The organism is Bacillus sp. es.036, assembly GCF_002563635.1.
Lineage (GTDB): Bacteria > Bacillota > Bacilli > Bacillales > Guptibacillaceae > Guptibacillus.
The window spans coordinates 3,304,475-3,321,382 of the sequence record NZ_PDIZ01000001.1 but is presented as its reverse complement, the minus strand read 5'-3'; the positions used below and the strand labels follow the sequence as shown (position 1 = coordinate 3,321,382).

General features: G+C 42.4%; 18 protein-coding genes and 1 riboswitch. Of the genes, 15 read left to right on the top strand and 3 right to left on the bottom strand.

Annotation, left to right across the window (positions count from 1 at the left end; all coding sequences use genetic code 11):
• The first annotated feature begins 304 nt into the window (after positions 1-304).
• The 7 genes from ATG70_RS16610 (at position 305) to ATG70_RS22610 (ending at position 5,188) form a co-directional block, all read left to right on the top strand.
• Complete coding sequence (locus ATG70_RS16610) at positions 305-604, top strand: DUF4212 domain-containing protein (RefSeq protein ID WP_098445364.1); 300 nt, start codon at positions 305-307, stop codon at positions 602-604.
• A 12-nt stretch (positions 605-616) separates the two neighbouring features.
• On the top strand, positions 617-2,278 hold the full coding sequence (locus ATG70_RS16605) for a sodium:solute symporter family protein (RefSeq protein WP_098445363.1): 1,662 nt from the start codon (positions 617-619) through the stop codon (positions 2,276-2,278).
• 329 nt (positions 2,279-2,607) lie between these two features.
• Positions 2,608-2,880, top strand: coding sequence for a sporulation transcriptional regulator SpoIIID (gene spoIIID, locus ATG70_RS16600; RefSeq protein WP_048311390.1), 273 nt, complete (start codon positions 2,608-2,610; stop codon positions 2,878-2,880).
• Positions 2,881-3,019: 139 nt separating this feature from the next.
• Positions 3,020-4,021: a rod shape-determining protein gene (locus ATG70_RS16595; protein WP_098445362.1), complete on the top strand. Its 1,002-nt coding sequence runs from the start codon at positions 3,020-3,022 to the stop codon at positions 4,019-4,021.
• A gap of 36 nt (positions 4,022-4,057) precedes the next feature.
• A complete protein-coding gene (locus tag ATG70_RS16590; protein ID WP_098445361.1) occupies positions 4,058-4,342 on the top strand; it encodes a DNA-directed RNA polymerase subunit beta in 285 nt (94 codons plus the stop codon).
• A gap of 18 nt (positions 4,343-4,360) precedes the next feature.
• The gene (gene fabZ / locus ATG70_RS16585; protein WP_098445360.1) at positions 4,361-4,783 is read left to right on the top strand and encodes a 3-hydroxyacyl-ACP dehydratase FabZ; all 423 of its coding nucleotides are present in this window, start codon (positions 4,361-4,363) and stop codon (positions 4,781-4,783) included.
• 231 nt (positions 4,784-5,014) lie between these two features.
• The gene (locus ATG70_RS22610; protein WP_179886313.1) at positions 5,015-5,188 is read left to right on the top strand and encodes a hypothetical protein; all 174 of its coding nucleotides are present in this window, start codon (positions 5,015-5,017) and stop codon (positions 5,186-5,188) included.
• A gap of 35 nt (positions 5,189-5,223) precedes the next feature.
• On the opposite strand, the gene ATG70_RS16580 is transcribed toward ATG70_RS22610, so the two are convergent.
• Entirely contained in the window at positions 5,224-5,565 is a 342-nt protein-coding gene (locus tag ATG70_RS16580) for a helix-turn-helix domain-containing protein (RefSeq protein ID WP_098445359.1), read from the bottom strand.
• Positions 5,566-5,874: 309 nt separating this feature from the next.
• On the opposite strand from ATG70_RS16580, the gene ATG70_RS16575 reads away from it, so the two are divergent.
• Both ATG70_RS16575 and ATG70_RS16570 read left to right on the top strand, forming a co-directional pair.
• Positions 5,875-5,997, top strand: a complete 123-nt coding sequence (locus tag ATG70_RS16575; protein ID WP_098445358.1) for an anti-repressor SinI family protein — start codon at positions 5,875-5,877, stop codon at positions 5,995-5,997.
• Positions 5,998-6,009: 12 nt separating this feature from the next.
• The gene (locus tag ATG70_RS16570; RefSeq protein ID WP_098445357.1) at positions 6,010-6,273 is read left to right on the top strand and encodes a hypothetical protein; all 264 of its coding nucleotides are present in this window, start codon (positions 6,010-6,012) and stop codon (positions 6,271-6,273) included.
• Positions 6,274-6,396: 123 nt separating this feature from the next.
• On the opposite strand, the gene ATG70_RS16565 is transcribed toward ATG70_RS16570, so the two are convergent.
• Both ATG70_RS16565 and ATG70_RS16560 read right to left on the bottom strand, forming a co-directional pair.
• Complete coding sequence (locus tag ATG70_RS16565; RefSeq protein ID WP_098445356.1) at positions 6,397-6,732, bottom strand: helix-turn-helix domain-containing protein; 336 nt, start codon at positions 6,730-6,732, stop codon at positions 6,397-6,399.
• A gap of 112 nt (positions 6,733-6,844) precedes the next feature.
• A complete protein-coding gene (locus ATG70_RS16560) occupies positions 6,845-6,964 on the bottom strand; it encodes an anti-repressor SinI family protein (RefSeq protein WP_098445355.1) in 120 nt (39 codons plus the stop codon).
• 22 nt (positions 6,965-6,986) lie between these two features.
• Positions 6,987-7,084, bottom strand: a riboswitch (cyclic di-GMP riboswitch).
• Between the two features lie 226 nt (positions 7,085-7,310).
• On the opposite strand from ATG70_RS16560, the gene ATG70_RS16555 reads away from it, so the two are divergent.
• The 6 genes from ATG70_RS16555 (at position 7,311) to ATG70_RS16530 (ending at position 16,502) form a co-directional block, all read left to right on the top strand.
• On the top strand, positions 7,311-7,604 hold the full coding sequence (locus ATG70_RS16555) for a hypothetical protein (RefSeq protein WP_098445354.1): 294 nt from the start codon (positions 7,311-7,313) through the stop codon (positions 7,602-7,604).
• A gap of 87 nt (positions 7,605-7,691) precedes the next feature.
• A complete protein-coding gene (locus tag ATG70_RS16550; protein ID WP_373560770.1) occupies positions 7,692-8,459 on the top strand; it encodes an SDR family oxidoreductase in 768 nt (255 codons plus the stop codon).
• Positions 8,460-8,533: 74 nt separating this feature from the next.
• Entirely contained in the window at positions 8,534-8,926 is a 393-nt protein-coding gene (gloA2, locus tag ATG70_RS16545; protein WP_218925494.1) for an SMU1112c/YaeR family gloxylase I-like metalloprotein, read from the top strand.
• Between the two features lie 166 nt (positions 8,927-9,092).
• Positions 9,093-14,609, top strand: coding sequence for an alpha amylase N-terminal ig-like domain-containing protein (locus ATG70_RS16540; RefSeq protein WP_098445351.1), 5,517 nt, complete (start codon positions 9,093-9,095; stop codon positions 14,607-14,609).
• 370 nt (positions 14,610-14,979) lie between these two features.
• A complete protein-coding gene (locus ATG70_RS16535) occupies positions 14,980-15,597 on the top strand; it encodes a transposase (protein WP_257147739.1) in 618 nt (205 codons plus the stop codon).
• Between the two features lie 47 nt (positions 15,598-15,644).
• The gene (locus tag ATG70_RS16530) at positions 15,645-16,502 is read left to right on the top strand and encodes a DNA-processing protein DprA (RefSeq protein WP_098445350.1); all 858 of its coding nucleotides are present in this window, start codon (positions 15,645-15,647) and stop codon (positions 16,500-16,502) included.
• Positions 16,503-16,908 lie beyond the last annotated feature (406 nt).

Genomic DNA, 16,908 nt, shown 5'->3' with positions numbered 1-16,908 from the left:
AATATACAGTTACTGGTAAGTTAGTCTCATTGACTTCCTCGTATGGTAGAAACATAATGAGAAGTGTATTTTAGAAAATTCAGATAATTATACAAGAAAGGAGAGACTACTTATTTTATATGTGTTGCTAGCTGCTGCTATAGTCTGTTTAATTTTTACAATCAAAAAGCGAAAAGGCGTATACTTACTAATCCCAATTGCGCTTATGGGAATCTATTTTATTATTGAGATTGCTAGAGTTCCGCTTGGCTTTGTCGAAACAATCGAACTTATTTTTAACTTAAAATAGTTAGGAGGTTCACTTATGAAAAAGATTGATAAGAAAATGGCAGATGCTTACTTTCATGCGAGAGTAAGGTTGATTTCGATCTTACTTTTTTTCTGGTTTGCCGTGTCTTTTGGAATGGTACTGTTTGCTGAAACGCTTGCGCAATATACGTTTAACGGATTCCCGCTTCATTATTTTATGGGCGCGCAAGGTTCGATTGTTGTTTTTATTATTCTATTATTTGTTAACGCTTACATATCGGACAGAATTGATCAAAAGTATGGGTTAGTCGAAAAGCGAGTGAAAGCAACGAAAGGACAAACCTTACAATCATAAGGGGGATAAGGGATGGATACACAATTTCTAGTTTCACTTCTACTTATTGTCGCATCATTTGGTCTATACATTGGGATTGCGGTCTTTAATCGCGCACGTCAAACGTCCGAGTTCTTTGTTGCCGGTCGAGGCGTACCCGCGATTTACAATGGTATGGCGATCGGAGCGGACTGGATGAGTGCAGCTTCATTCATCGGTCTTGCTGGAACAGTGATGGTTCTTGGCTATGATGGGCTTGCTTATATTATGGGCTGGACAGGAGGGTATTTGCTGTTAACCTTTCTGTTAGCACCGCAATTGCGGAAATATGGGCGTTACACGGTTCCGGAATTTATCGGCGATCGTTTTCAAAGCAAAACAGCCTTAGTTATCGCAGCCATTGCAACAATCATTATTAGCTTCACCTATTCGATTGGTCAGTTAGCTGGGTCGGGCGTTGTGATTGGAAGATTGTTTGAAGTAGATGCCAAAGTGGGCGTTATGATTGGGGTCGTTATTATCGCGATCTATGCAACATTTGGTGGGATGAAAGGAATTACGTGGACCCAGGTGGCGCAGTATATTATTTTAATTCTGGCCTACTTAATACCCGTTATTTTCATGTCACTTCAAATTACGAATAACCCGATTCCGTGGCTAAGCTATGGGAATGTCGTATCAGAACTCGGTGAATTAGATCGAGAGCTCGGAATCTCTGAGTATTTTGCACCGTTTGAATCAGCTTCAAAGTGGCAGTTTATTGCCCTTATGTTTAGTTTAATGGCAGGAACAGCTGGGTTGCCGCACGTGATCGTTCGCTTTTATACCGTATCTACAATGAAAGCAGCACGGTGGAGCGGCGCATGGGCGCTACTTTTTATCGGTCTCCTCTATTTATCTGCTCCAGCCTATGCGGCTTTTTCTCGCTTTATTTTGATGAAACAAGTAGCAGGCAGTCCGATCGACTCTTTGCCTGCATGGACGGAGAAATGGGTAAATACCGGGCTTCTAACGATGGCTGATACGAGTGGAGATGGCATTCTCCAGTGGCAAGAGATTGCGATCAGCAATGACATTGTGGTTATGGCCACACCTGAAATTGCTGACTTAGGCATTTTTGTGATTGGTCTCGTCGCAGCAGGAGCGATGGCCGCAGCGTTATCGACGGCTGGTGGGTTACTGATTGCAATTTCTTCGTCGTTTTCTCATGATATTTACTACCGCATCATTAATCCTAGGGCAACGGAGCGGAAGCGGATGTCTGTTGCGCGCTGGTCTATTTTGATTGCGACGATTGTAGCGGGAGTCGTGGCGTTAAATCCACCGGGAGTGATCACGCAAATTGTAGCGTGGGCGTTTGCCCTTGCTTCAGGAACATTCTTTCCAGCACTTATACTTGGGGTGTGGTGGAAGAGAGCGAATGCACCAGGTGTCATTGCGGGGATGATCGTGGGATTATTGGTCACCTTAACGTACATTTTCCTTGCAAAGTACGGAGGATTTACGATTTTAGGCATTATTGACACTGGAGCAGGAATCTTCGGTGCTACGTCAGCCATTTTAACAAATGTGATCGTATCGTTAAGTACAAAACCACCTTCTGAGAAGCTTCAGAATGAAGTGATGGATCTCAGATATCCTGAACAGCTTACATTCAGAGATGGAGAGGTATGGAAAGACGACGAGGTCATCTAAAAGAAGAATCTCCGGTTGTAAACTGGAGGTTCTTTTTTCTTGTTTCGAAACATACAAAAAAACCAACATGGTCCATTTAAAAGAATATTTAAATAAAATCCCTTGTCCCTCTTGACTTTTAGGAATATAACCACCTTTGCTTTAATAAAATGTTACAAAACTTAGTAAATGAGGGGCAGAGGTGAGAAGTTGTGGTAAGGCTTCGAAGTATTCTTGCATGCAATACTCCTGACATCATGTAGGTCACCTGATGACTAGAGCTTCGTAGCATGATCACTTTATCAGTCTCATTTCGCATCTCTCACATCCAATTTAGGGAGGCGAGTGGTGTGCACGATTACATCAAAGAGCGAACCATCAAGATTGGAAATTACATCGTGGAGACTAAGAAAACGGTGAGGGTGATCGCAAAGGAATTTGGCGTTTCTAAAAGTACCGTTCACAAGGATCTAACAGAACGACTTCCTGAAATTAATCCGGACCTCGCCAATGAGGTGAAGGGCATTCTCGAGTATCATAAATCGATACGCCATCTCCGCGGCGGCGAAGCAACGAGAATAAAATATAGAAAGGATACGGAAAAAGAAGAAGCTGTCAAATAATGCGCCTAAAAACGACAATTTTTTCTAAATACTTTCTTCCTGTTTCTTAATTTATGGTACAATATACTAATGGATACGTAGTTTAAACATACTAGTACTGAAACTATAGATGAGTGTTAGAATACAGGGAGGATACGTCATGTTTTCACGTGATATTGGGATCGATTTAGGTACGGCGAACGTACTGATTTATGTGAAAGGCAGAGGCATTGTTTTAGATGAACCGTCTGTTGTAGCACTAGACACGGGTACTGGAAGAGCACTTGCTGTTGGTGAAGAAGCAAGACAAATGGTTGGCCGGACTCCTGGAAACATCGTTGCAACGCGTCCACTTAAAGACGGCGTGATCGCAGACTTCGATATTACAGAAGTGATGCTAAGACATTTCTTGAACAAAATTAATGTAAAAAGCTTTCTATCAAAGCCGCGTATTTTAATTTGTACGCCTACGAACATCACATCTGTTGAGAAGAAAGCGATTAAAGAAGCTGCTGAAAAAAGCGGTGGGAAACAAATTTTTCTTGAAGAAGAACCAAAAGTAGCTGCAATTGGCGCTGGCATGGATATTTTTCAGCCAAGCGGTAATATGGTTGTGGACATTGGCGGTGGAACGACAGATATCGCAGTGCTTTCAATGGGCGATATTGTCACCGCCTCTTCCATTAAAATGGCAGGGGACAAGTTCGATTACGAAATCCTGGATTACATCAAGAAAACGTATAAGCTTCTCATCGGGGAGCGAACAGCAGAACAAATTAAGATTAATGTAGCAACGGTATTTCCAGGCGGCCGGAATGAAGAACTTGATATTCGTGGACGAGATATGGTATCAGGACTTCCACGGACTATCACTGTAAAATCGGATGAAATTCAGCAGGCACTTCAAGAGCCAATCTCCCACATGGTGATGGCTGCTAAGAGCGTTCTAGAACGTACACCTCCGGAGCTTTCAGCGGATATTATCGACCGTGGTGTCATTATGACAGGTGGAGGCGCACTACTTCACGGGATCGATCAGCTATTTGCTGAGGAGCTTATGGTTCCAGTTCTCGTAGCGGAAGAGCCAATGAGCTGTGTGGCAAAAGGGACAGGCCTTATGCTTGAACATATTGACAAGATTGCTAAGAAAAAATTAATCTAAATTAGAACCGAAACTATTCGTAAGGGTGTAATCATAATGGCGAACAACCATGAAAAGGTGAACCAGGCTTCTGAAGAAAAAGTCATTCTTAATAAAGAGGCCGCACAAACGAATAAGAATCACGACGAGCAAGAGCGTAAGCCAAAGGTGCGGTTAATCCCCATCTGGCTACGCCTTCTTCTCGTTGCCCTCTTGCTCATGGCATCCCTTCTTGCAGGCGCGATGATCGGTTACGGTGTAATTGGTGATGGTAGTCCTGGCGATGTGTTTAAAAAGAGCACCTGGGTGAAGATCAGTGATATTGTTAAAAAAGAAGAGTAACAGATAGGAGAATAAGATATGTTAGATAGTCAGGAAATTAAAAAGATTATCCCGCATCGCTACCCTTTCCTTCTTGTTGATCGAATTCTTGAAGTAGAAGAAGAAGTACGCGCGGTCGGTATTAAGAACGTGACAGCAAATGAAGAATTCTTTAATGGCCATTTCCCGGACTACCCGGTTATGCCAGGTGTCTTGATTGTAGAAGCACTTGCTCAAGTAGGGGCAGTGGCGATGCTTAAGAAAGAAGAAAACCAGGGGAAGCTTGCTTTCTTTACAGGCATTGATAAATGCCGTTTTAAAAGACAAGTGAAACCAGGGGATCAGCTTCGTCTTGAAGTGGAAATTATCCGCATTAAAGGACCGATTGGTAAAGGAAAAGCAACAGCCACTGTTGATGGTGAAGTTGCTGCTGAAGCTGAAATTATGTTTGCCCTGAAGTAACCATGAAAGAACGAATCCTTCCTTCTTGAGTCAGTATTTTGACACAAGAAAGTAGGATTGTTTTTTAGAACCAGAACGGAATTATTGAGGGGATGTTAAGCACTTATCCGGATTGTAAAACCATAATAGAGACTATGTAAATTTCAACATTTTCCCTTTTTGACCTGATATGATTTACTCAACCGTTCAATAGCGGTAAAAATTTATCGAGTTCAGGGAGGAATTTTGGAAATGAATAACAAGAAATTCATGCTCAAAATTGCAACTTCGTTAGTAGCTGTTATGTTAATCACAGCGTGTAACAGCGGTGAAAATGATTCAGAGAACGGCAACAACTCTATGAACAATGGAAATAACACCGAAGAGCCCGCAGCTAACGAGAACTCCGAGAACTCTGCTGAATAAGAACTTTCTCTCCTGTCCTTCTTGGACAGGAGTTTCTATTTTTCCGGCTCGCTTTTTCCGTGATGCAATTGCCACTTTTTAAACTCTAAATAATCCGCAAAGTCTTCTTTTGTAATGCCAGAGCGCATAGCCTCTTCGATCAATTCTTTCCATTCCGTATCAAGCGCAGGTTCCTCATGATCTTCTTCAAGAATGAATACCTCAATCGGCACTTTAAGTTCCGCTGCGATTTTTTCAAGAAATTGAATAGAAGGATTTGCTTGTTGATTTCGCTCGATGGAACTTAAATAAGACTTTGCTACCCCTGCCCGCTTCGCTAATTCTGTCAAAGACAATCCCATTCTATTTCGATAAAGTTTAATTTTTTCACCGATCATCCCTTTACCTCGACTTTATCATTATTTAATGAGTTAATTTTATCAAGAACAGTTTGTTCTGTAAACAGAACAAAAGTCATAGATTTTAAAAATAAACGATAGGAAGAAATATAAAATTGTGAAAAATTAAGAATAGTAGAGGATTTGTTAGAAAATAGAAAGTTTATCCAAAAATACAGCTAAAAATAAAGAATTTTCACTCTTTTTAATCTTCCAAAATAAGACTATATTAGATGTACATTCTAAATAAAGAACAAAAGGTTCTTTATTAGTGTCGGTTATTGCTGAATTTGATAAGGGGGATGGGGAATGAGAACGTATACTGACGAAAAATTGGATCAGGATTGGGTGACCCTTATGTCAATCGCAAGAAATATAGGTTTGTCTAAGGAGGAAGTGAAGCGGTTTTTAATCAATTCCTCAAAAAAGTAAGGAGGAATGATGGTGATTAAGTTAGGTGAGGGGACGTTTGTATCCTATATACTAGGGAAAAGAATCAAAGTGATTGCGGTTGATGAACAAATCGCCAAGCTCTACATTAACGATGAGTATAAAGGAAACTGTGATCTGCCTTTTATTCTAGAGAAAATTCACAGTCTCGAATATAAAGATCAGGACATCAAGGGACTGGTTGAGGATGAACAAAAGATGTATGAGGAACTAAGTAAAATTATTAAAAACCAAACCATTTCGCCTCATGATGAGTGATGGGAAAAGGACCATAAGGTTTAATTAAGCTTCCCCGGTTTACTCGCTAGATTTGTGCTTGCGTGACCTTATTTAAAAATGAAATAAGAGCCTACCAAAAGGTGTCGGCTCTTGCGTGACACTTTATTGATGAGGCCCCTGCTTTGCGCGCCATTTATTAAATTCAAGAAATTCCTTGAATTGATCTTTACTTACACCTGATTCCATCGCTTCTTTCACTAACTTCTTCCATTCAGCGTCTAATTCATTTTGGTGAATCGGATCATCCCCTTGAAGAAGTACTTCGACTGAAACGTCCAAAACATTCGATATTTTATCTAAAAATTGAATAGAGGGATTAGATTGTATATTTCGTTCAATGGAACTTAAATACGATTTCGCGACGTTGGCGCGTTCTGCTAATTCTGAAAGTGATAATCCTTTGCGTAAACGATATTTTTTAACTTCTTCCCCGATCACGTTCAACCCTCCGATTCTTCGACAAAATTCTTTCTATTCTTAATTATACCAGTATGTTTTTGTTCCGTAAATAGAACGAAAGCGGCATAATGCAATGCCGCTTTCGTTAAAGTTACTTTCCATTTTGATGAAGAAATGATTTAATTTCGTTAATATCCATGCCAAGTTCTTTCGCTTCAATGATTAGTGCAACCCATTCTTCATCAAGTTTTTCCTCCGTATGTACGCCCATGTAACTCCTCCTTCAATTCATTCCAGGTAGTTCAGCCATCGTAGAAGCTCCAATAACAACTTCCTTAGATCTGTTTACTTTGCGTCTACTTTTTTTCAAAAATAGTTGCCCTTTTCTGGAGGATACGTTGTACGATTAACGAATGCTAACGAAAATAACTTCTTTCATCATAGGACATTTAACCTACGAAAGGTGTAGAAAATTGTAAAAAATAACAATTATTTATGACTATTTTTGTAAAAAAGCGGCTTAATTTATCCTCATCTGCAGACGGTGGTTTCATGGATACATATTTTTCAAAGAGATGGCAAAAATACCACTATTACGGCTACAAGGAGGAGTTATTTTGAAAAAGTGGATGCTATCACTAGTTACTTGTTTACTTGCGTTGAACATTGCAGCATGCTCCAATGCAAATGAAGAAGAAGGTCCCGTTGAAGATCCAGAAATGCAGGAGAATACGCCTGAGGATGAAGAGAATGTGAATGAAGACGATGGAACAATTGATGAAGAAGATGACGATACGATGAATCAGGATGGGAACCAAGAAGGCGATCAAGATGAAGATGGCAACATGGAGGAAGGCGATATGGACGACGCCGAGAAGCAGCCGAATGATGAAACGGAAGATCAGCAATAAGAGGCCTATGCAGGTCTCTTTTTATTTTCAAAAAACGGTCTAAAAAAACGTAGCAGCGGGAATAGCAGAAAAAAGGAGGTTATGAACATGAACAAGGTGGCAGTGATTACAGGTGGAGGTTCTGGCATTGGAGAAGCGACAGCTAAGCGAATGGCGAAAGAAGGGATTCGCGTTTGTTTATTTGATTTAAAAGAAAGTCGTGCAGAACAAGTGAAGGAAGAAATTATTAATGACGGGGGTGAAGCATTAGTACTTGATGTGGACGTTTCCGACGAAGAACGGGTTACATACGGATTAAAGCAAGTTGTGAGCGAATGGGGACGCATTGATATTCTTTTCAATAATGCCGGGATTAACGGAACGCTCAATCCAATTGAAGAAATGAAGGTAGAGGAGTGGGATCAAACGATTGAAACAAACTTGCGAAGTACGTTTTTAATGGTAAAGCATGTGATTCCTTATATGAAAGAAAGCGGTGGGAGTATCGTTATCACAAGCTCCATCAATGGGAATCGCACCTTCTCAAACTTCGGCATGTCTGCCTACAGTACGTCCAAAGCAGGACAAGTGGCTTTTATGAAAATGGCTGCGCTTGAACTGGCTCAGTATCGCATTCGCGTTAACGCGATTTGTCCTGGTGCGATTGAAACAAACATTGATCAGAATACCGATAAAAAAGAAAGTGTGGAAGACATCGAAATCCCTGTCGAATATCCTGAAGGAAGTCATCCTCTTGAGCAAAAGCCAGGCTCTTCAGAGCAAGTAGCGGATGTGGTTTACTTTTTAGCTTCGGAAGCATCCAGTCATGTGACAGGCACAGCGATGTTTGTAGATGGAGCAGAATCGCTATTATAAAAGAAAAACCTGGCGTTGAGTCAGGTTTTCTTATTGACGTTAGAGCATCTCGGGACTATCGTGGAACAGAGGTGATGAAAATGTTTACAAAAGTCCATCATGTGGCTGTTATTTGCTCAGATTATGAACGATCCAAAGAATTTTATACGAATACCCTGGGATTAACAGTTATCGAAGAAACGTATCGAAAAGAACGAAATTCGTACAAACTCGATTTAGCTGTAGGGGAACATACTCAAATTGAATTGTTTTCTTTTCCGAACGCCCCTGAGAGACCGAGTTACCCTGAAGCGAGAGGTTTAAGGCACGTGGCGTTTGAAGTAACGGATCTTGATGAGGCGGTGCAACACCTTAAGGAAAAAGGCGTTTCATCACTTGAAAACACAAGAGTGGATGAGCTCACAAACAAGCGCTTTACCTTTTTCGCAGATCCAGACGGTCTGCCAATTGAACTATATGAGAAATGAAACAATATTCTAAAAATAGTTGATTCCTTTTAAAACCTGTGACAAAATAAAGAGTGAAAGCGTTTGCTAAATGATGGAATCGTTGGTTTATTTTTAAAGACAAGCGATTTCCTTGTTTTTATCGTTTTGTGCAAACGGTTTCACATTTTCGTTAAGGGGGAAAAGGATGAAAAGGGGTAATCGAAGAAAACTTTCACTGTCACTCGTCATTATTCTTGTTATACAACTGCTTGCTGGGGCTATTCCAGGAACAGTGAAGGCAGCTAGTAGTCCTATTATTGATGGAACGTCTGCAACGTTTATTTTCGAAGGAGATGGGAGCGAGGAATCGGTTCTTGTAGCCGGTGATTTCACAAATTGGCAGGAAGGAGCGCTACCGCTCGAGAAGGTAGAGGGTGTCTGGAAGTTAACGGTAGATGATTTATCCGATGGACTTCATCAGTACAAATTTATCGTAGGGGATGAATGGATGAAAGATCCTTTAAATCCGAATGGTAGCGATAACAGTACGTTTACAATTGGTGAGACGACAGATGAACGGATTGTTACCCTTGTCGGTGATTTGCAGGAAGAGCTTGGAGCTGCGGGTGAATGGGATCCAGCGTCTGAGGAAACAAAGATGGAAGCAAAAGGAGAAGGGTTTTATGAATTCTCTGGTGAGCTCCCAGCTGGGACTTATGAGTATAAAGTAGCAATCAACCAATCGTGGGGAGAAAGCTATGGAGATGGTGCGAATAATCTGAAACTAACGCTAGATGAAAAAACGAAAGTGACGTTTTATTATCATGATGGAACGCACGCCATTGCGAACTCAACGACCTATACGCCGGTGACGATAGATAAACAACCACGACTTGTTGGTTCGATCCAACCTGCGATTGATGCAGGGGCTGAATGGAGTCCTGAACAGTCCACTGCACTGTTCTCTGATGACGATTATGATAACATTTATTCCTTTTCGACAAGTGTTCCTAAAGGAAACTATGAGTATAAAGTCGTGCTTGGAGATACATGGGGAGAAGATTACCCTGCAGATAATGCAACGTTAAACGTGATTGAAAAGTCAGACGTTACGTTCTTTTTTAATACAGAAACAAAAGAAGTAAGCACAGATTATATAGCGGAAGGATCAGATGGCGCCATTTCGAAGGAAAGTCTTCTACATAACTCGTGGGAAGAAGCATTTCGCTCTCCATTTGGTGCCGTGCAAGAAGGAAAGACCGTAACACTACGTCTAGCAGCAAAGAAAGATGATTTAACAAAAGCCGATCTTTCTATTAAAAATCAAAATACAGGTACAAGTAAATTGATTGCTATGGAAAAAGCCGCTACTTCTGACGGGAAAGATTACTGGGAAGCGACAGTAACGCCTGAAGAAAAAGGCCTCTACGGCTATAAATTTATCGTTCGCGATGGTTCAGCTAAAGCGGAATACGGAGAAGATACGAAGCAGGGTGAAGCAGGAAAAGCAGTGGATGCGAATGCAGAACTCTACCAATTAACGGTCTTTGATCCAGGATATAAAACGCCAGACTGGATGAAGGAAGCTGTTGTGTATCAAATTTTCCCTGATCGATTCTACAATGGAAATGAAGGCAATGACGATGCAAAGGAAACGGCGCGTGGTCCTGAGCCAATTGAAGATCAGGATTGGGGAGAGCTACCGGATAATCCAAGGCTTTCGGATAGTGCCAACTACGATGGTGATGGGATTTGGAGCAATGATTTCTTTGGTGGCGACATTAAAGGAATTCAGCAAAAGCTCGATTACATCCAATCACTCGGTGTTAATACGATCTATTTAAATCCAATCGCTAAGGCAGCATCAAACCACAAATATGATGCAACAGATTGGAAAGCGGTCGATCCGATGTTTGGCACACCGGAAGAATTTAAAGCGTTTACGGATGAACTCGAAAAACGTGACATGCATCTTATTATGGACGGCGTGTTTAATCACGTTGGCGATGACTCCATCTATTTTGACCGCTACGGGAAATATGAGGTAGTTGGTGCTTACGAATACTGGTCTCGCATTTATGACCTGATGAATGAAGACGGCATGAGTGAAGAAGAGGCGAAAGCAGAAGCGCGTAAACAGCTGGAGGATGAGGGACAAACGTTTAATGACGAATACGGTTTCCACAACTGGTTTAATTTTAAAAATGAAAAAGTAACGGATGAAAATGGGAATGAACGTTACGATTACCAGGCATGGTGGGGCTACGATTCCCTTCCTGAAATCAAAAGCATTGAAGGCGATGCCGTTGATTACGACAGCGAGTTAAATAATGAAAAATTTGCGGACTACATTATGTACGACAAAGATTCTGCCTCCAAATCATGGTTAACAAATGGCGCGTCCGGCTGGCGCCTTGATGTAGCGAATGAAGTGGATATGGAATTCTGGCGAGAGTTCCGTGATGAATTAAAGTCTGAAGAGATGGCCGGTGCTGGCGCAACGTTAAAAGAAGGGGAAGAGCCGCTTATTCTCGGTGAAATATGGGATGATGCTTCGAAATACTTCCTTGGCGATCAATATGATTCCGTGATGAATTATCGGTTTGAAGGCGCCATTCTCAATTTCTTGAAAAGCGGAAATGCAGCGAGTGCAAATGAGCAGCTGATGGCGGTACAGGAAGATTATCCTGCTGAAGCGTTTCATGCGCTTATGAACTTAATGGGTTCTCACGATACGCCGCGTGCCATCTACGTTCTTGGCGGCGGAACGGATACGTATGAGCGAGCAGAATTTGATCCGAATTACGATCATGAGCTTGGCGTGCAGCGTCTAAAGCTAGCTGCCGTGCTGCAAATGGGCTACCCTGGTGCTCCGACGATTTATTATGGCGATGAAGCTGGCGTAACGGGTTCTAAAGATCCGGATGACCGCCGCACGTACCCATGGGGTGATGAAAATACAGACCTGATCGAGCACTATCAAGCTGCAGGAGCAATCCGTACTGAAAATGCAGATCTTCTTGCATATGGAAAGCTCACAACGCTACATGCAGATGGCGATGTTTATGCATTCGCGCGTACGAATGAAGACGGTGCAGCAATCATCGCAGTGAACCGCGGCACGAAAGTAGAGACGATCGATCTAGATGTAAAAGATGTTGTAAAAAATAAAATCTCTTTTACTGATGGACTTGCGAACGATTACAGCGTATCGGTCAAAGACGGTAAAGTATCTGTCACAATTCCTGCGATGACTGGTCGCATGCTAATTGCCGATCAAGGACAGAATTTTGAACTTCCGAAAGCACCAACTGATTTAACAGTCGCTACTGGAGAAGGAAGTGCAACTCTTTCATGGACAGGGGACGCAGCGAAGTACAAAGTGTATCGCTCAACGCTTCAAGGAGCGATGTATGAAGAAGTAGATGTGACAGAAGGCAATGACCTGACCGTCGACGGATTAACAAACGGCCAGGCCTACTATTTTGCCATAACGGCAGTAGATGAAGATGGAAATGAATCCGTTAAGGTAGAAACGACGGAACCAACGATTCCACACATTGAGTGGAAAGAAGGAAAATTTGAGATTTCTTCTGTAACCGCGACCCTAGACCAGGTGCTCGATTTAGCAAATACGTTTGCGATTGAAGCGGGTGTGAAAATCGACGGCGCTACAGAAACGGACCTTGCACAAGGCTTAGTTGGAAAGCTTCAAGTGAAGCAGGGTGACGGTGATTGGCAGGAGTCGAAGGCGATTTATACGGGACAGGATGGAGCATTTAATAAATTTAAAGCTGATTTCCGTCCGATCGAAAAAGGAACGTATACTTATCGACTTGCTTTTTCAACCGATCGTGGTGCAACGTGGAAAACAACGAACACCGAAGAAGTGACATTTACGCAAAATGAAGATGATACGAAAGCGCCGGCTGATGCGGTGAAATTAGAGGAGCCACTAAAAGAATCCGGTCAAGTAACGTTAAATTGGAAGCTTGATGGAGCTGACGGTGCTTATCTTTTAGCGGTGGAGCGTAATGGTGAAACACTTGAGCTCATCGAAAATGCAGAGACGACTACTTACACCGATTTTGCTGTACAGAACGGAAAAACGTACACATATCGGATTGTGGCGTATGATCAAGCTGGAAATCAAAAGGCTTCAAATGAAGTAAAGGTTACGCCAGATATTGTCATGGTTGACGTCACGTTTAAAGTTCATGCGCCGGACGATACACCGCTTAGCGCGAAAGTAACGATGCCAGGTGATCAAAATGGCTGGAGTACAAGCGCATGGGAAATGTCTCGTAATGGAGCGGTATCACCAGACTGGGAGATCCAAAAGTCTTTCCCAGAAGGGACGATTTTAACGTACAAATATGTAAAAGGGGAATCTTGGGAACAAGAGGGACTTGCCGATCATACACGTAACGATAAGTCAGACGATGACGTGAGCTACTATGGTTACGGAGCGGAAGGCACAGACCTTAAAGTAACGGTAACGAACCAGGGCAGCAATAAAATGGTCGTACAGGATGAAATTCTTCGCTGGATCGACATGCCGGTTGTCGTGACGTCTCCTGAAAATGGTGCGGTTGTGGAAGGTGACACGGTTACGTTTAAAGGTAATGCGATTAAAGAAGGTAACCTGACGATCAATGGTGAAAAAGTGGCGGTAAATGAGGATATGACATTTACGCATGAAGTAACGCTTGAAAATGGCGAGAATGAAATACCGATCACGATTGAACCATCAGAAGAAAATAAAACCGCAATCTTTAACAACGATGGTGGCGCAATTGGAAAGAATACGAAGAAATATACGTGGAAAGTGACTTCGGATGCTGGGGAAGCGGAGGCGAAAGAGCCTTTGCGGTTGTTTGGAGATGATCGCTATGCGACCGCGGTTGAGATCTCAAAAGCGGGTTGGGAAAAAGCGGATACGGTCGTTATTGCAAGAGGCGATAACTTTGCAGATGCGCTAGCTGGGGCACCGCTCGCGTATAAAGTCGATGCGCCGATTCTTTTAACGCGCGAAAAGGGACTTGATAAGTCTGTGATTAACGAAATTAAGCGCCTTGGTGCGAAGAAAGCTATTATTCTAGGCGGGACTTCGGCGGTGCCGAAATTTATCGCTTATCAGTTAGAAGGACTGGATTTAAAAGTAAAACGGATATATGGAGAAGATCGATTTGAAACAGCTGCTAATATTCAGGCAAGCCTTGGTGGTAGTCCTGATAAAGCGGTTGTGGCAAATGGGATGGACTTCCCTGATGCCCTTTCTGCCGCTTCTTATGCAGCAGAAAATGGCTACCCGATTCTTTTTACAAAGCAGGATCAGGTTCCAAAAGCAACTGAAGTAGCGCTTCGCAGTGTTGATCAGACGATCGTGGCTGGTGGCGAAGCAGTCATTAGTAAGAACGCGTTTAGCGAGCTACCGGACGCCACGCGCTATGCTGGAGAAAATCGTTTTGGTACAGCAGCGTCGATTGCTACGGAATTGAATCCGTCTCCTCACGTCTTCGTGGCGACGGGAATGGATTTCGCTGATGCCTTAACAGGTTCTGTTCTTGCAGCCAAGCAAGATGCAGCAATGCTTCTTGTCAAACCGAATGAACTACCGGCAGAAACATCAGAAGCCATTAAAGAACTTAAAGCTGACTCGTACACCATTCTCGGTGGCGAAAGTGCGGTTAGTAATGAAGTGGTAGAGGGATTGAAGTGATTGTTGATTGTAGTGTCTAATGGGGGTCAGGCTCGAGCCTGACCCCACGAAAAGACAACACCCCAAAAGTGTCCACCTCAGGTGGACACTTTTTCATTAGCAAATCACCTTTAATAAGCTGAAAAGCCATGGTGTATATGTGTTTGCGGGATAAAGGAGTGTGAGGGGGTCAGGTTCGTACCTGACCCCCTACCGCTCCCCCTTATTCCCTCTATTACCTCTCTCTCTATATTCCTTCAAAATAATTAAAAAATATTTCTGAATAATTTATTAATTAACTATTCCCAAATTCTTGAAAAGTGGTATACTACAAATATCAGCCCCGCTATAGTAGAAATTCCCCATTTTCCTTGCCAAAGGAGTCATTCGAATGCCTCGTAAGAAACGAACCTGGTTTCCTGGTGCAAAGTATCATATTATCTGCCGTGGAAATCGAAAAGCACCGTTGTTTGAAGAACGAATCGATCGTCAAAAGTATTTTCAAATTCTAGAACAAGCTCGTCTCGCCTTTCCATTTCGCCTACACGTATACTGTCTCATGACTAACCATGTGCATCTCTCCATCGAAACCTTCGACCATCCCCCTGGTGAAATCATGAAAGTGATCAACTCCAACTATGCTAGATATTTCAACGACAAATATGAGTACACAGGCCATGTTTTTCAAGGTCGCTACAATGCTGAACTGCTTGATTCAATTGATTATGAAATTGACGTAAGTAAATACATTCACCTTAATCCAGTTAAAGCCCGAATGGTTGCTAAGCCAGCGGACTATATGTGGAGCAGTTATCATGCTTATATTTCATATCGAAAGAATCCGCACGCTTACCCTGATTACATACTCTCATTGTTTCAAAAACCTTCACGGGAAGCTTATCAGCGCTACGTCGAAAATGAGAAACCATCATTTCCACCAGATCTTGTGCAACAATTGCCAGAATGGAAAGGAAAAAAGATTTATCTGCTCTCCAATTTACCGCAGTAAATAAAAAGCCTTACTCTAAAAATTTATCATGAAAGAGAAGTGAATGAATGGAGCGCTGGATCTGGCTAAGTTCGATTCCCTACGTGGGCCCTATAACGCAAAAGAAACTATTGGGCACTTTCGGAAATCCAGAACGAGTCTATAACGCCTCTCCATCTGAACTTAAGGAAGTAGGAATCCCTCGTCGAGCACGCGAAGCCATTGAGGCAACGCGATCTCTTGAGAAATCGAAGCGGATTCTTGACCTTGTTCAGCAAAAGGAGATCTGGCTTTTACCCCGGGATGACCCGCTATATCCAAGTTATGCAAAAGATGTTGCTGAATCGCCAGTTCTTTTATACGTCAAAGGTCATATCAAACCTTGCTTACCTTCTGTCGGTATTGTTGGTTCCCGTTTTTGTTCCAATCACGCACGATATGCTGCGGAAGAGTTATCCACCAGACTCTCAAGCCTGAGCATCCCTGTTATTAGCGGTCTCGCGAAAGGAATCGATCATGCTGCTCACACTGCCTGCCTCGCAAATAGTGGGCAACCGATTGCTTTTGTTGCAACTGGGGTTGATGAGTGTTATTCGAAAGAGCACCGCTCGCTCTACGAAGCAGTCATTAATGAAGGCGCTGTCATTTCGCAGTATCCACCTGGCACAGCACCTGCACCAAAGCAATTTATTCAGCGAAACGCGTTAATCAGCGCATGGTCAAGTCATGTTGTGATTTTAGAAGCTAACGTAAAAAGTGGTGCGATGACGACCGCTCACTTTGCTCGAAAGCATGCAAGAAAAGTCTTTGTTTTTATAAGCAACGACGCTCGATTCAGGCAGGGGACAAACTGTCTAATCAATCAAGGTATACGCCCTTATCATAGCTTTCAATCGGTTGAAAAAGAGATTCTTCCTATTCTCTGAAACCACCAAACAATGAAAAACCTTCGCAAGCCTAACGTGTTTTGATCCCTCAAGGATCTTCAAGAACATCTTTCCCTAACTAGAGCATGATGGATCCAACCCATCAGGGAAGTGATGTAAGAAAGAAGAAGATAAACCTGCCTCTTAACCACCTTATCGAGCCATCGATACGGTGGTTTTTTTAATGAGCAAGACTAGTTCTTTAGACTTGTATAGAAACAAGCGAACACTTCGAAGCTAAACTAGTAAACCTATTGGCATATATTAAATTTATATAATCTTTACAATGAAAAGCACTCAATATTGGTTAATTACTGATAGGTAGAGTGTCCCGTCAGCGTGGACTAAAGAACTGAAAAGAGCGGTTTTGTCTTTAAGGGGGGTCTGACCCCGCCTATATAATGTA

What these genes read in the sequence shown, in the direction of transcription:
- ATG70_RS16530 (WP_098445350.1), top strand. Translation starts at nt 15,645, where the DNA reads ATGGAGCGCTGGATCTGGCTAAGTTCGATTCCCTACGTGGGCCCTATA.
- gloA2 (WP_218925494.1), top strand. Translation starts at nt 8,534, where the DNA reads ATGAAAATGTTTACAAAAGTCCATCATGTGGCTGTTATTTGCTCAGAT.
- ATG70_RS16590 (WP_098445361.1), top strand. Translation starts at nt 4,058, where the DNA reads ATGGCGAACAACCATGAAAAGGTGAACCAGGCTTCTGAAGAAAAAGTC.
- ATG70_RS16575 (WP_098445358.1), top strand. Translation starts at nt 5,875, where the DNA reads ATGAGAACGTATACTGACGAAAAATTGGATCAGGATTGGGTGACCCTT.
- ATG70_RS16535 (WP_257147739.1), top strand. Translation starts at nt 14,980, where the DNA reads ATGCCTCGTAAGAAACGAACCTGGTTTCCTGGTGCAAAGTATCATATT.
- ATG70_RS16595 (WP_098445362.1), top strand. Translation starts at nt 3,020, where the DNA reads ATGTTTTCACGTGATATTGGGATCGATTTAGGTACGGCGAACGTACTG.
- fabZ (WP_098445360.1), top strand. Translation starts at nt 4,361, where the DNA reads ATGTTAGATAGTCAGGAAATTAAAAAGATTATCCCGCATCGCTACCCT.
- ATG70_RS16540 (WP_098445351.1), top strand. Translation starts at nt 9,093, where the DNA reads ATGAAAAGGGGTAATCGAAGAAAACTTTCACTGTCACTCGTCATTATT.
- ATG70_RS16610 (WP_098445364.1), top strand. Translation starts at nt 305, where the DNA reads ATGAAAAAGATTGATAAGAAAATGGCAGATGCTTACTTTCATGCGAGA.
- ATG70_RS16580 (WP_098445359.1), bottom strand. Translation starts at nt 5,565, where the DNA reads ATGATCGGTGAAAAAATTAAACTTTATCGAAATAGAATGGGATTGTCT.
- ATG70_RS16605 (WP_098445363.1), top strand. Translation starts at nt 617, where the DNA reads ATGGATACACAATTTCTAGTTTCACTTCTACTTATTGTCGCATCATTT.
- ATG70_RS22610 (WP_179886313.1), top strand. Translation starts at nt 5,015, where the DNA reads ATGAATAACAAGAAATTCATGCTCAAAATTGCAACTTCGTTAGTAGCT.
- ATG70_RS16560 (WP_098445355.1), bottom strand. Translation starts at nt 6,964, where the DNA reads ATGGGCGTACATACGGAGGAAAAACTTGATGAAGAATGGGTTGCACTA.
- ATG70_RS16550 (WP_373560770.1), top strand. Translation starts at nt 7,692, where the DNA reads ATGAACAAGGTGGCAGTGATTACAGGTGGAGGTTCTGGCATTGGAGAA.